12 protein-coding genes and 3 pseudogenes are annotated in these 13,740 nt (G+C 69.7%); 9 read left to right on the top strand and 6 right to left on the bottom strand.

Annotation, left to right across the window (positions count from 1 at the left end):
• Positions 1-9: 9 nt before the first annotated feature.
• Positions 10-681 (bottom strand): SMI1/KNR4 family protein, encoded by a 672-nt coding sequence (locus HNR57_RS02465; RefSeq protein WP_221341965.1) that lies wholly within the window; start codon positions 679-681, stop codon positions 10-12.
• A 104-nt stretch (positions 682-785) separates the two neighbouring features.
• Between HNR57_RS02465 and HNR57_RS40535 the strand changes: the two are divergent.
• A pseudogene (locus tag HNR57_RS40535) lies at positions 786-905 on the top strand (LLM class flavin-dependent oxidoreductase); the annotation flags it as partial.
• Here HNR57_RS40535 and HNR57_RS02460 read toward each other — a convergent pair.
• Positions 906-1,312 (bottom strand): annotated as a pseudogene (locus HNR57_RS02460) (ATP-binding protein); the annotation flags it as partial.
• A 92-nt stretch (positions 1,313-1,404) separates the two neighbouring features.
• On the opposite strand from HNR57_RS02460, the gene HNR57_RS02455 reads away from it, so the two are divergent.
• From HNR57_RS02455 to HNR57_RS02435, 5 genes are all read left to right on the top strand, one after another.
• Positions 1,405-1,806 carry a hypothetical protein gene (locus tag HNR57_RS02455; RefSeq protein ID WP_184555174.1) on the top strand — a complete coding sequence of 134 codons (402 nt, stop codon included), beginning with the start codon at positions 1,405-1,407 and terminating at the stop codon, positions 1,804-1,806.
• A gap of 58 nt (positions 1,807-1,864) precedes the next feature.
• Positions 1,865-3,343 carry a serine/threonine-protein kinase gene (locus HNR57_RS02450; RefSeq protein ID WP_184555171.1) on the top strand — a complete coding sequence of 493 codons (1,479 nt, stop codon included), beginning with the start codon at positions 1,865-1,867 and terminating at the stop codon, positions 3,341-3,343.
• A gap of 76 nt (positions 3,344-3,419) precedes the next feature.
• The gene (locus HNR57_RS02445; RefSeq protein WP_184555168.1) at positions 3,420-3,986 is read left to right on the top strand and encodes a hypothetical protein; all 567 of its coding nucleotides are present in this window, start codon (positions 3,420-3,422) and stop codon (positions 3,984-3,986) included.
• Between the two features lie 153 nt (positions 3,987-4,139).
• Positions 4,140-6,224, top strand: coding sequence for a ThiF family adenylyltransferase (locus HNR57_RS02440; protein WP_184555165.1), 2,085 nt, complete (start codon positions 4,140-4,142; stop codon positions 6,222-6,224).
• Positions 6,225-6,341: 117 nt separating this feature from the next.
• Positions 6,342-7,004, top strand: coding sequence for a hypothetical protein (locus HNR57_RS02435; protein WP_221341964.1), 663 nt, complete (start codon positions 6,342-6,344; stop codon positions 7,002-7,004).
• Between the two features lie 669 nt (positions 7,005-7,673).
• On the opposite strand, the gene HNR57_RS39370 is transcribed toward HNR57_RS02435, so the two are convergent.
• Positions 7,674-8,027 carry a hypothetical protein gene (locus HNR57_RS39370; protein WP_246554149.1) on the bottom strand — a complete coding sequence of 118 codons (354 nt, stop codon included), beginning with the start codon at positions 8,025-8,027 and terminating at the stop codon, positions 7,674-7,676.
• Between HNR57_RS39370 and HNR57_RS39365 the strand changes: the two genes are divergently transcribed.
• The gene (locus HNR57_RS39365; RefSeq protein WP_246554147.1) at positions 8,028-8,201 is read left to right on the top strand and encodes a hypothetical protein; all 174 of its coding nucleotides are present in this window, start codon (positions 8,028-8,030) and stop codon (positions 8,199-8,201) included. It abuts the gene before it with no gap.
• Between the two features lie 90 nt (positions 8,202-8,291).
• On the opposite strand, the gene HNR57_RS02425 is transcribed toward HNR57_RS39365, so the two are convergent.
• Both HNR57_RS02425 and HNR57_RS39360 read right to left on the bottom strand, forming a co-directional pair.
• Positions 8,292-8,819 (bottom strand): ATP-binding protein, encoded by a 528-nt coding sequence (locus tag HNR57_RS02425; RefSeq protein WP_246554143.1) that lies wholly within the window; start codon positions 8,817-8,819, stop codon positions 8,292-8,294.
• Between the two features lie 121 nt (positions 8,820-8,940).
• A complete protein-coding gene (locus tag HNR57_RS39360) occupies positions 8,941-10,077 on the bottom strand; it encodes a hypothetical protein (RefSeq protein WP_184555159.1) in 1,137 nt (378 codons plus the stop codon).
• Positions 10,078-10,317: 240 nt separating this feature from the next.
• Between HNR57_RS39360 and HNR57_RS39355 the strand changes: the two are divergent.
• Positions 10,318-10,498 (top strand): annotated as a pseudogene (locus HNR57_RS39355) (FMN reductase); the annotation flags it as partial.
• Here HNR57_RS39355 and HNR57_RS02415 read toward each other — a convergent pair.
• Positions 10,494-10,967: an ATP-binding protein gene (locus tag HNR57_RS02415; protein ID WP_246554141.1), complete on the bottom strand. Its 474-nt coding sequence runs from the start codon at positions 10,965-10,967 to the stop codon at positions 10,494-10,496. The pseudogene HNR57_RS39355 and the gene HNR57_RS02415 sit on opposite strands and share 5 nt — an antisense overlap.
• Before the next feature lie 1,151 nt (positions 10,968-12,118).
• Here HNR57_RS02415 and HNR57_RS02410 point away from each other — a divergent pair.
• Positions 12,119-13,645 carry a hypothetical protein gene (locus HNR57_RS02410; protein ID WP_184555157.1) on the top strand — a complete coding sequence of 509 codons (1,527 nt, stop codon included), beginning with the start codon at positions 12,119-12,121 and terminating at the stop codon, positions 13,643-13,645.
• Positions 13,646-13,740: the final 95 nt, after the last annotated feature.

Here is a 13,740-nt window from a genome sequence, read left to right as displayed (position 1 = left end):
GCCACGGTGCTATGCGAAGCGCGTCCAGTCCGGATCCCGCGGATGTGCCGGCCCGTCCCACACCAGCGCCTGATCGACGAGACCGGGCACCTTCGTGTCCTGGTGTCCGTCCGCGTACTCCACACCCCGGTTCTCGTACAGGGCGTCGGCGACTTCGATGAGGTAGTCGGCAAACGACGGCCACACGCCCAGCTTGGGAATGCCGGCCTCTTCGAAGGTGCCGATCCGTCCGTACCCCGGCCCTGGTGTGCAGTCCGTGAACAGCCCGTACAGACCGCTGCGGTCGGTCGCGGCGAACGCCAGGTATCGCACCATGGGGTCGTCCGGCATACCGATCGTGTGAGGGCCTTCATCCCAGTACGGCAGATGCTGCACGGGAGGAATCCCATGCTTTCTCGGCAACAGCCAGGCCGTCTCCTGTCCTTGTGGGGGGAGTCCGGTTTCGGGTTCGGGTGTCCAGCCGAAATCGCCGGGGTGACCCGTGCCGTTGCGGAGGCGGTAGAACGCCTTGAGGCCTGGTGGGACGGTGAGGTCGAGTTCCTGCTCGACCTCACGGATGTCGGCCTCCGGGGCGGGCACAGGAAGCATCCGGTAGGAGCGCGGAGCGTGCTGCTCCAGCCACTTCTCGATCCTCGCCCAGGCGCCCGCCACGGCCTGCTCCTGCTGCTGATCGTCCGTCATTCCCGTGACCTTACGGGTCTCATGCCGCTCTTCGGCAACCTTGCGAACCTCTCCCGCTGTACAAAACGGTGAAGCCGAAGCGCGCGGGCTTCGCTTGGACCTCGGGTCCGCTGCGTGACGCCGGCGCCACTTGGTGGGACGAGCGGCAGGTCCAGACGTGCCCCGATCTGGACCGCCTGCCCCCGGTAATGCGCCGGATCGAGGCGGGGCCGCCGGTGATCTGATCAGCCTTTCGAGGGTGTGCCGGGTTTGTCGGCGAGATTCTTCGGTCGCTTGTCGGGCCGGTAGCTGGGGCCGTTCATGATGGCCCGGTGGCTGGCGCTGAGCAGCCGGTTCAGCAGCGACTCGGCGACGACGGGGTTGGGGAAGAGGGGATACCAGTCGCCGGGCGCCCGGTTGCTGGTGATGATCAGCACCGGTTCCGTCGCTCGCTGAAGAGTTCGTAGAGGTCGTCGGCCTGGGGTGCGGTCAGCCGCCGCATCGCGAAGCCGTCGAGGGCGAGCAGGCCGGGGCGGATGAGTTCGCGGATGCGCTTGTCCCAGGTGCGGTCCGCGTGGCCGCCGGCGAGCTCAGCCAGGATGCGGCTGGTCTTGGCGAAGCGGATGCCTGCGCCCTGGCGGATGGCGACGTGGCTGTGGTGACTCCAACAAGGCGTACGACGCCTCCCAGGCACCCTTCACGGTGTCCGTGCAGCCCGAGCAGAGTGAGCCCCGGGAGCGGGCGATGGTGCTCTACCGGACGCTGACCGACGACGAAGTCCGGAAGATGAAGTCCCTGAAGAGCAGTCCGGGTGTCTTCTCCTACTTGAAGTCGCCGGGCGGCCGTCCGCTCGCCTACGCGCCGTTCCTGGAGCACGCTCCGCAGCGGTACCTGGAGGATCAGGCCTCCAGTGGGCGCATGGAGTTCTCGGACATGCATGGTCGACTGCCGGACTTCAGCCGGGCGCTCCCACAGCGGCCGGCTGCGGTGCCGGAGCCCCATCAGGCGGACGCGGAGGCCGGAGGACGACCACGGCCGGAAGACGCCTTCAAGCGGGCGCTCCCTGTGGGTGCCGAGGTCCTGTCGTGCACCACGGGGAGCCCATCACCCTCTAGGGTGAAATTTCAGGCAAACGGATGGTCATAAACCTGACGACATGTCACAGTGCCTTTCGCGCCAGATTCGTCGGGGGGCGAAAGTGGGAGTGCCGAGCACAGAACCGGCCAGATACGAGCTTCGTGAACGGCTTTCGGGGGGGATGGCTGAAGTCTGGAAAGCCAGGGACCTGCTGCTGAATCGCACAGTGGTGATCAAGTCCCTCCGGGTCCGAACGCCCGGCGACGCACTCGCCCAGCGCTTCGTTCGGGAAGCCAAAGTGCTCGCGGCCATCGACGACCCGCGCATCGTCAAGATCTACGACGTGAGTGTGGAACAGTCCGGTCAGGATTACTGCCTGTACCTGATCACCCAGTTCCTCGACGGCCTCACCCTCCAGCAGTACCTCGCCGCCCGCCCTCGGCCTTCGGTGTCCGAAGTGGTCTCGCTGATAGCGCAGTTGTGCGAGGCGGTTGCCATGGTCCACGCGCGGGACCTGGTACACCGCGACCTCAAGCCCGCCAACCTCATGCTCTGCCCGGTCTCGGGAGTCTCCGTCCCCCGCGGCGCACAGTCACGGCTCGTCCTGATCGACTTCGGTATCGCTCGCCCTCTTTCCGCAAGGGAATCCGGCTTCCTCGACACGGGCCTCACTCAGCACGGCTACTTCGTGGGAACTGCCGCCTACACACCGCCGGAGCTCTTCACCGGTGCGGCTCCCAGCGTCGCATCCGACCTCTATTCCATCGGTTGCATCCTCTTCGAGGCGATAGCCGGCCGAGGACCTTTCTCCGAGGCGGCCGATTTCACCGACTACTGGAATGCGCACCGAGAGGCCCCCGTCCCTTCCCTCCGCGCCGAACGACCCGACGTTCCCGTCCCGCTGGACGACCTGGTCAGGGACCTGCTCGCCAAGTCTCCCGCCGACCGCCCCACAGGCACGGCCGAAGTGCTCGCCCGCCTCGACGGGATCGTCTCCGTGCGCGCAGCTCCAGGGCGACGGTCGCGCCGTGGAGCCGCTGACCGGGTCGGAGCCGTGCACAGGATCGAGGCCGAGTTTCGAGGCGCCATGTCCGTGGCTAGCCCGCACGAACGCACCGAGCGACTGGAGGAGCTCCTCCGAAAGGCTGTCGGCGCCCTCTCCGCCGACCACCGCGTCACCTGGCTGATCGCGCTGAACCTCGGGCGGACCATGCAGGAGGCGGGCAGGCCCGACCAGGCGGTGTCGCTGCTGACGATGCTGCGCACCCAGCTGATGTCGCGGTTGCCCGCCGGTGACCCGATCGCCGTCCTCTGCCGGCTCAATCTCGCTCGTTACACCGGCGAGTGCGGCCGCCCCGCGGAGGCAGCCGCTCAGCTGGGCGAACTGCTCGCATCGGTAAGAGGCGAGAACAGCGCGGATGACCGGACGCTTCTGGAGGCACGCTTCGACCAAGCGCACTGGAGCTATGCCGCAGGTGACGTCGCCGCCGCACGAAGACTGTTCGACGCGCTGCTCACCGATCACGTCACGATCTTCGGCCCCCACGGGGACGACACCCGGATCCTGCGCAACTGCCTGACCCGATACCCGGCACTGCGCGCCTGACGGCAGGGCCGTCCCGGACGCCCGGACACCGGCCGCGTCCCCCTTTCCATCACTTCGAGCAGAAGGCGACCCGCTCGTGGCAGACATGTACGACCTCAACGCCGTTCGCGACAGCTTTTTCGCGAGCCAGCGACGCAACTCCGAGGCGCCCACCGTGCCCGACCAGCAGGTGTACGTGGACCGGACCGGCCGGGTCCGCCTGGGCACCGGCGATGAGGGGGACGCACCGCTGTCCAAGGTCCCCCATGGCACGTTCGCGGTGCTCAGCAAGGCACAGCGCTTGGCGGAGGAGCGGCGGGTCGCACGGCGAAAGCTGCCCGCCAACGCCTACTACGAGGACACCCCCGGCGCGGAGGGGTGGGTGTACAGCATCGCGACGGAGTTCGGGAACACCTACGTGATGTGCGCGACGTTCAACGGCACGCAGTACGACGTGCGGCTGCTCGATCCACCGCTGGAGAGCGTTCCGAAGCTCGACCAGCACGGCAACCACTTGTACAAGAGCGGCAAGATCTGCCTGAGCAGCAGCTCCGGCAGTGGCATGCCCGACCTGGAGACCGCGTACTCGCGGTCGGCCGTGTGGGCACTGGGTGTCGACTTCGTACAGATGGGGCATTCGTTCCCCTTCAATCACAATCAGTGACGCGGCAGATCTCCGTACCGCTGACAGCACGGCTGAAGCCACAGGGGCCCGCAGCGAGTTCCCAGAGCACCGCCGTGAGAAGGTCCGGCAGTCCGCGGTCGCGGACTGCCGGAGTTCCCCGGGCTTTGCCCCAGCCGCTGAGGAGACCCCTGCATGCTGCCTGTCCGCATCTTCGACTTCGTCCTCGACGCGTTGGACGGAACCCTCGGGGCCGTGCAGCCCGAGCAGGGAGGCGCCTTGCTCGGGCTCCGGGGCCAGGACGTGGTGACCTCGTTCATCCATGACCCCACCGCCCGTGTGACCCGCATCGAGTACCAGAACTCGCAGTGGCTGCTCGACGAGATCACCCAGCGCGAGCAGTCCGGTGTGCAACGCTTCAAGGGCATCGTGCACTCCCACCCCGCCCGAACGCCCCAGCCCTCCTATCAGGACCGGCACGAGTTCGCCACGGCCCTCGAGGCCAATCCGGAGCTTGGCCGGTACATCGGGCCGATCGTCACGCACGACGGCGGCAGTGCGCTCGGGCCGCACGAACTGCGCACATCCCCGGGGGTCCGGATCTCGTTCTTCTGCGGCACGTTCGACGGCCCCCGGTTCACCTTGGAGCGAATGCGCCCGATCCGCATCCCCCTGCGCGCAGCCGTCGAACGGGCCGGTCTGCCCTTCCCCGAGAGCACGGTGCAGGTGCTCGACGACGTCCAGGGCGTCAGCGTGCCGCTTCCGGATGATCTGTTCGGGCCTTGCCGGCACCTTTTCGTGACGGCGCACTTCCCCTTCACCGCGCCCGTGGTGTACGCCCTCGACAGTCTTGACGGAGCTGGCGTGCGCGCGCTGCCGTGGGACCTCGCGTCCCCTCCCGTCGACCGTTTGGCAGGTGCGCTCCAGTCCGTGCTCCGCACGATGAACGGGGTGAACGGGCTGCCGTCGCCGGGGGGTCGGGAGGCGAACGGCACGGCGACGACGCCCCCGGCCCCGGAAGGTGGGGAAGCGTCAGTGGAAGCGGCACCGGAGGCAGCTGCGGCACCGGCAGAGGGAGGTCACCGGCCGCTTGCCCCGGCCGGGCACGCATGGCCAGTCGCCCGCGAGGCCGCCGCCTCTCGCGCGACGGGACCGGACACCGGCACGATGCCGGTGTCCGGTGCTCTGCCGGATCCCGGCACTCGGCCGGCGCCCGGCACACCCGCGGCACCGGGTGCCTCGGCGGTGCCCGGCCGTCCCGCCCGGCGCGGCATGCTGGGCCGGGTCGGCGCGTGGTTCGGTCTCACCGGCCGCACGTCCCTCGGACAGGCGCTGTTCGCGCGTACCGGCGGCCTCCTGTCGCCGGCTCTGGCCGACCGCCACGTCCTGCTGGTGGGCGCGGGATCGGTCGGTTCCTATCTCGCCGACGTGCTCGTGAGGTCCGGCGTAGGCCGGATGACCGTCGTGGACCCTGATCGCGTCGAAGCCGCCAACATCGGCCGCTCACTGTTCACCGCCCATGACATCGGCTCGCCGAAGGCCAACGCAACGGCTCGTCACCTGCGGAACGTCCACCCCGGCATCAGGACGCGGGCCTGGAAGGCGAGCGTCGATGACATCAAGCCGAAGCACTGGAGGAAGACGCTGCCGAACGTCGATCTGATCATCGCCGCGACCGACGACAACGCCGCCCAGCAGCGTCTCAACCATCTGGCCTACTGGTTCGGCAAGCCCGCCGTCTTCGTCGGGCTCTACGAGGGTGCGGCCGGCGGCGAGGTGGTCTTCTCCAGGCCGTCGCTGCCGTGTTGGGCGTGTTCGACCGGGGGTGTCCGCGAGACGCTGGGGAACCTGGGAATGCGGCCGCCCACGGATTACGGAACCGGCCGCAGCTTCGCGGTCCCCGGACTCCTGCCCGACATCCAGCATGTCTCCTCGTCCGGCGCGAAGATCGCCCTGGCGCTGCTCCACGACGATGCGCAGGACCGGATCACTCGCTTCTTGGCGAAACCCCTTGCGGAGCACCTGCCGATGGTGCTGATGGCCATGGAACCTGACCACTGGTTCTTCCCGAAGGTCATGGAAAACGTGCCCGGCCAGCATGCTTTCCAGAGCATCTGGGTGCGCACCGGACCACGCCCGGACTGTCCGGTCTGCGGTGACGAAGCCCGCCGCGTCGACCCGCTGGAGTACCACGGCGATGCCAAGGACTCGGCGACCACGGAACAGATGCAGCAGGCTCTCCGTGCCCGCCGGGCGGTCTCCGGCTCCGGCTCCCGGTAGTCGCCCGCCCCGCACACCCTGCCGACTTCACAGGCGCTGCCCGTGCCCCATCCCTCCCCAGGGCCGACCACGCAGGCGCCTGCGATCGAACGAATGAACACGGAGCACCCGGGAATCATGGGAGATGAACAGCTCAGACGCATGCGCGAGGCACGTCAGCGACGCCTGGACGAGCAGAACCAGGCACCCGCGAACCTCCGCCCCCGGACCGCGACGCACCTCCAGCCCGCGCCGCCGCGCCCCCGGCGTGCGCCTGATCAGCCCTCGAAGCCGCGTCCGGTCCCGAGGCGGAGTGCGCCGACATCACGGGGCGGCGGAGCGCCCGCGAACCGAACTCCCCGGTTCGGCACAGGCGAGCCCAGCCGTCTCGGTCACGCCGCCGCCCTCAGCGCACTGCTGTGGACCGTCCTGCTGACCACAGGCTGGCAGCTCCCTCTCGAACTCGCCGATGAAGTCCGCCTGTCCTGGCCATGGCCCGCCGAACTCGCCGCGCGGGAGGAGGCCGCACCCTGGTACCGCGACCTGGTCCAGTACGTGTTCCTCAGCGGGCCCGCCGTGGAGAAAAAGTGGTTGTACCCCGCGATCGCGGTGGCCGCGGCGTTCGCCCTGCGGTGGTCCAGAGCGCTGCCCGCCGCCTTCCACGCACTGCTGGGATGGTCGGCCGCTGTCTACGGCTTCGCCGCGCTGACAGCACTGGGACCGTCGGCGCTCAGGATGTGGCCGGTGACGGCCGTGATCGGCGGGCTCTCTCTGCTGATGCTGTTCCGACGCCCCAGGTGAGACGGCGGGGCCTTCGCGGGCTGCGACCGATCCGTTCGGCCGGAGCTCGTCCTCCACCGGCGGGACACGCGCCCCCTGGCGCTGACAGTCCACGACCGCTGACAGGCAACGGTATGAAGGACACCGTATGCCTGCCTTCTCGTGACCGGTGGTCAGCTCCAGCCGGCGAGATCGCCGACGAAGTCCGCGTACGAGCGGTTGGTGCCACGCGGGGACGGGATCAGCCGGTGCCGCAGCGCCTCGCGGGCGACCGTGGGGCCGTCGCTCTCCCGGAAGACCGGTGAGCCGAGCCCTCGCTTCAGCTCCTCCTTGGCGTCCTTGATTCGGCCGGTGTCCTTGTCGAGCAGACGGTCGGGGACCTTCCAGCGCGGGCGGACGTGAGGGAATGCGTCCGGAAAGAGCAGCAGCCAGCCCTCGCTCTCCCACGCGGCGAGCGCGATGGCCGACCGGAACTCCTGGCACTGGCGGGCGAACTCGTCGGTCAGTGCCGTACGGATGTGGTCGTACTGGGCGTCGGTGAAGCCGTCCAGGTCCTCGTGGACGACGAACCCGAGCAGGTCAGCGCGCGGGGCGTGGACCGAATGCGGTGCCCGCGCTGCTGCGCCCTCCGTCCTGTCCGCGCGCGGTCCGGTGCGGGGTGAACGGACACGGAGAGAAGGCTAGGCCGAGTCACTGACATCGGGCCCGGGATTCGGTGAGACCCTGCGTGTCCTCGGCTTCCACGACCAGCTCGACGCCCTCGGCTCGATCTTCGCGATCATCGGCGGGGCGAAGGAGAAACTGGCGGCAACGAGGGACAAGGCCGCGGCGAAGACACTGGTCGCCGTCACCGACCGCCGCATCATCATCACCCAGACGAAAGCGTTCCTCGAGCAGGGCGAGATCCGTCAGGAAATCCCGATCGACCGAGCGCGATACGTCCGAGCAGCGACACAGGACCAGAGTGAGTGCCTGGCGATCGACCTCATCACGCGCGACGAAAGCATCCGGTGGCTCTTCCGCGCCGACATCGACACCACTCAAGTGGACGCGCTCGCCGCCGTGCTCGCCGAGTCGATGACGATTCCGGACGAGGAGCGTGCCGAGCTTCTACGGCGGCGCCACGCCTCCATCGAGGCGGGCAAGAAGGGCGAGAGCACAGGCACGAGGTCCATGGAGCCGACTGGATCCGAGGCCACGAGAAGTGATGCCGGGTAGGCCTCGAGCCAACTGAACAGGATCGCCCCGACCGCACATACCTTGCGCCGTCGGTTCGGTGCGCTGCCGTCGTGGGCGTGGGGCCGGTTGTCACCGGCTCGGCGGCAGTCCGACGGGGCGCTCCGGGGAGACCGGTGCTTGCGTCTGCGGACGGGTGCCGGGCGGTCTGCTCGACGCGGTGTTCAGCACCGCCCACACGGTCTTGCCGGGGCCGGAGCGACGGTCGGTGACGCCCCAGTCGTCGGCCAGAGCTGCGACGAGGAGGAGGCCCCGGCCGGACTCGGCGTCGGGGGCCGTGGGGCTGGTGACGGCGGGCCGGCGTTCCGCGCGGGTGTCGGAGACCTCCAGGCGCAGCCGCCTGCAGTCCGTCTCGGCGGCCAGCCGGACGTGGAAGTCCCGTCCGGGGACGTGCCCGTGCCGTACGGCGTTGGCGCACAACTTCGCAGCGATCAGGGTCAGCGTCTCGTTGACGTGGCTGATGTAGGGGTGGCCCCAGGAGTCCAGGCACTGCGCGACGAACAGCCGGGCGAGGCGGGCGCCCCGTCGGGTCGACGTGAACGACATCGCGAACTCACGGGCCCCCGCGGCTCCGAGGGGAGGGAAAAGCGGTGTGTGCATGCGGTCAGCGTTGCGGCCGGGCCGGGCGTGTCACCAGGAGCGACGCCTGTACCGCCCCACCCTGTACACGGACGCGGGGTCGCGACGGGGAGCGGCGCGAGAGTGCTGCCGCACGCCGGGGTCAGCCCCGGTGGCACCGCTCCCGAAGCTCCGCGAGGACCGCCTTCTCACGGGAGTCGACGTCACCGTCCACGGTGGCCACGCGTTCCGCCGCGTCGAGAACGTCGCCGAGATCGCCCGGCTCGGCGTCCACGCGCTTCCACACCTCGGCGGGGTCGATGTCGACGACGTTCGCCAGCTTCTCGTCGACCACCTCGTGCCGCTCCCTGACCAGCCTCACGAGGTGCCGCATCAGCAGTGCTTCGTCATCGGCGATCTTGGTCTTCGCGTTCGTCCTGAGGACGAGCCACGCGACCCACAGCATCAACTGCGGGTGCCGGCTGCGCTCGCTCAGTCCCTCGGCGAGTTCGATCACCCGCGCCTCGTTCCGGAACACGGCCCGCGCGTGCCGGCCGGCGACGAGCGTGGTGTAGCGGTTCAGCAGGACGGCAAGGGGGACGCCGACCAGAGGGATGCCGATCTTGATGACGTTGCGCTGGAGGAGATGCTTCCCGACGACGGGGAGCGCCTTCCCGGCGGTGAGCACCGATCCCGAGTAGAACCGCTTGACCAACGGTCGCACCATGACCGGGATCGCTTTGGTCACGGTCTTGTTGGCCGCTTCCCCGCTCTTGATGGTGAAGGCCACGCGGATGAGCTTCCACAGGTCCTCGGGGTCGTGCACGTCGATCGGTACCCGGTAGAGGACGGAGATGTCGTAGGCCAGGCGGAGCTGGAGCTGGGAGATGAACGCGACGTCGACCATCACGGTCGCCACGGCCGCGGGGACGGTCGCGGGGGAGGCTCCCCCGGCGGTGCCGATGGTGGCGGCGACGGTTGCGGTGTACGCCCCGGCGGAGAGCCCGCCTTCGAGCGCGGCGTACCGGGACGCCATCTTGATCCGCTGATCCACGATGACGTCCGCAGGCACACCCTCGTAACGGTCCTGGAAGTACTGCCAGTCGACCTTCTCGGTGTACGCGTTCATGGCGTGAGCGGCGAGCTTGGTGAACCAGTTGCCCGACTTGATGTCGTCCGCGCTCAGACCCTTGACGAAGTCCTTGATCTCGGACTGTTCCTGCTCGACGACCTTCCGGTCGGCGGCGTCGTCGGCTTCGTCCGTACCGGTGTCGGCAGCGTGCGTCGGCGCGTCTGTCACGGCGCGTTCCCCCAGACTGTTCCGCGGCGGCCGAGCTGCGGGGCGCGGGCCCCGGCTTCCGTCTCCGCGCGATGCTTCGGCGAGCGGCACAACGGCCGCTCGATGTCCTCCCCTTGAGACCGAACCCTAGCGTCTCGTCGCGCGATCGGCGCCGCGTTGGGATAAGGGGGCGCGGGTGTGCAGGCGGGCGCGGTAAGCGCGAGGGCAGGCACGCGTGCGTGCTCGGTCCGCCGTCGTCAGATGGCCCCCGAGACCTTCGCCCCGAGCGCCGAAGCGCTCGACGCGGACCTCGTACCCCTGGCCATCGGTGATCTGCACCTGCCCTTCCTGAACGACGAGGAACACCCGTCGACCGGCGTCCGGCCACCGCGAGCACACCCGCCGGTGGAGCCGGATCGTCGACGGGGCGGACGGCTTCATGTCGTGGAAGGGCAGGTCACGTTCACGGACGCCCACACCGTTTTGCCAGGGCCGCCACGGCGGTCGGTGACGCCCCAGTCGTCGGCCAAGGCGGCGACGAGGAGGAGCCGGCCGGACTCGCCTTCGGGGTCCGTGGGAGCGGTGGCGGCGGGCAGGCGTTCCGCGCGGGTGTCGGAGACCTCCAGGCGCAGCCGCCGGTCGTCCGCCTCGGCGGCCAGCCGGACGTGGAAGTCCCGTCCGGGGACGTGCCCGTGCCGTACGGCGTTGGCGCACAACTCCGCAGCGATCAGGGTCAGCGTCTCGTTGACGTCGCTGTCGTAGGGGTGGCCCCAGGAGTCCAGACACTGCGCGACGATGAGCCGGGCGAAGCGGGCGCCGCGTGGGGTCGAGGTGAACGCCATGGCGAACTCGGTGGGGGAGACGGTACCGGGGGAGACCGGCCGGTGCTGCTGGGAGGAAGGACTGTGCATGCGGCCAGCGTGGAGGCGACGACCGGCGTGTCACCAGCAGCGACGCCTGTAGGGGAGAGGGCTGTACGGGGGGCGGAGTGCCGGTGTGGGGCTGGAACGGGAGGTGTCAACTCGGCCGACAGGCAACGCCGTTGTCCCTATGGGTGGCGAGGGACGGTTGGTGCACGACGGGGGTTCTGCACGGGGCCCCCGCATCGGGCAGCCGAGCGCGAACACCACATACCACGGCGTGAGGGGACGGCATGAGGGCGACCGCGCCAGCGGGCGGGACACCGGAACCCCGGCCGAGCACCACAGGGAACACAGGGGGAAGCCCCACTTCGGGGTCGGCACAGCAGAACGGGACCCCGGACGGTACCGCACCGCCCGCCCCCTTACCGCCCTCACCGACGCGACCTCCGGACGTGCCGCCTCCGTCTTCGGTGTCCACCGGCAGGGGCAGCGGGGGTGACGACGGTCTCCGGACGGTTCTCCCCGAAGTGCTCGGCGTGCCTGCCGACGCCTCCCGGCGTAAGAGGAGGCTGTGGTTGACGGTGGCGGCGGTGAGCGCTGTGCTGGGAGGACTGGGCGGGGCGCTGCTGGCCTACGTCATGACCGGGCCGAGCGTCACCAAGGAGAACACCTCAGCAAGGCGTACGACGCCTCCCAGCTGCCGTTCACGCTGTCGGTACAGCCCGAGCAGAGTGAGCCCCGGGAGTGGGCGATGGTGCTCGACCGGACGCTGACCGACGATGAGGCCCGGAAGATGAAGGCCAGTTCGGACGTCTTCTCCTACCTCGAGTCCCTGGGCGGCCGTCCGCTCGCCTACGCGCCGTTCCTGGAGCACGCTCCGCAGCGGTACAACGAGGCGCAAACCTCCAGTGGGCGCATGGAGTTCTCGGACACGTTCAAGATGACCGTGATGAGCACGCGCCAGTACGCGGTGACCATCAACGACTGGAAGGTCACCGACCTGACATGCCGGGAGAGCACCGCGCAGGCCGTCGTCGGCCTTCCGCCCCAAGGCGGGGTCGCCTACGAGGGCATCCGGCTCCACCTTCCGCCCCGCGCCGACGAACCGGTGCGGACCGACGACACCGAGGGACAGGGCGAGCCCGCTTCCTGCAGGGGCCGCGAGTCCGCGGTCAGTGGACGGTGTTACTTTCCGCGACATGACCGATCACGCGCTACGGCTGCTGCGGCAGGACCGCCGCCTGGCCGAACTGGCAGCCTTCCCCTTCGACTTCGACCTGGACCGCGCCGCCCACGGCCATGTCGAGGAGGTCCGCCTCGCCTCGGGCGGACCGCTGGAGACGGTGGCCGGGGACGACACCGGCGGCACGTACTTCGTGTGCGCGGACGGCTCGGTGCTCTACGCCGACTCGGAGGGCGCTGCGGGGATCATCGGCTCCAGTGTCGATGAGGCCCTGGAGGTCGTGATCGGGCTGCCCGGCTGGCGCGGCTACACACGTCTGTCGACGGACGACGGCGAGGAGAAGATCCTGGCGTGCGTCGCGGAGACCGAGGGCGAGATCCGTGAGCACTACGGAATCGACGAGGAGCGGGCCGAGCTCCGTGCGGCGCTGGGCTTCCCGGAATGCTCCCCGGTCGAGCTGGTGGGCAGACTACGTGCCGCCCTGCTGCGCACCGAACCGGACTTCGTCCTGCTCAATGCGGATGAGGGGTGCGCATACGACCGGTTGGGCCCGGCCGGTCCCCCGCTGTGGGAGCCCGTGCTCGCGGCGGGCCGCGCCGATCTCGCCCGCCTGCGGGAGGGCGGCCACACGGCATGGCGTGAAGTCGCCGAGGACCCGGTCCGGCGCCGGCTCACCCTGCGGGCCGCGCAGTTCGACCGCGCCGAGGGCGATCTGGAGCTGCTGCGGCATCTGCTGCGGCACGAGACACGGTCCTCGATGACGGACGAACTGCGGCTCGCGGCCGTGCTGGTGGGGCTCCACGGAGATACCGGAGATCTGCCGCTGCTGCTCGAGGTCCGGAAGACGGACTTCGACACGGCGTGCGGCCTGGGCGGTATGCCGGAACCGGGTGCGAGCGCGGACGAGTTGCGACAGTGGGCGCGGGAGCTCGACGAGTCGATGTTCGGGACGGACCCGTCGGACGAGCAGGTCTCCACATGGACCGACCTGGCGCGGGACCAGGGAATGACGGAACTCGCGCGGGTGACGCTGATCCGCGAACTCGACAGCATCGTCATGGACCAGAGCAGACTCCGCCGCCCTGAAGCGCCCCACACCCTGGCCACGGCTCCGCTGAGCGCGCTCGCCCAGGACTTCGAGGAACTCGGCGACCTTCCCCAGGCGCTGCGCGCCCAGCGCCTGTACGCCGCCCTTCAGGAGTCGGCATGGGACCGGGCCTCGGCCCGGCACACCCTCGCCCGCCGGGAACGGGAGGGGGGTCGGCTGCCGCAGGCGGTGGACAGCCTGGCCGCCGTGCGCGAGGCCCTGGCGACTCCGGGCGACGACTCACTGCGCTACTGGCAACGGGTCAACCTCGGCCGTTTCATCGCCGAGGAGCACTACCGGCTCACCCTCGCCCTGGCCGACGCGGGCCGCCCCGAGGAGGCCCGTGCCCTCCTCACCGCCGCCGACGCCGTACTCGGCGAGCTCTCGGACAACGCAGCCAAGGGCGTCCGCGAGCTCGCCGAGCGGACCGCTGCACGCGTGCGGGAGGTCGACTGAGGACGGGCACGGTGGGCGGCCGGCCCGCCGGGAAGCAGTGACTGCCGAGGCAGCCTCCTCGTCCGCTGCTCCGAGCGACGTACCACCGTCAGCGT

Source organism: Streptomyces paradoxus, assembly GCF_014202475.1.
GTDB lineage: Bacteria > Actinomycetota > Actinomycetes > Streptomycetales > Streptomycetaceae > Streptomyces > Streptomyces paradoxus.
This window is presented reverse-complemented; position numbering and strand designations above follow the sequence as displayed.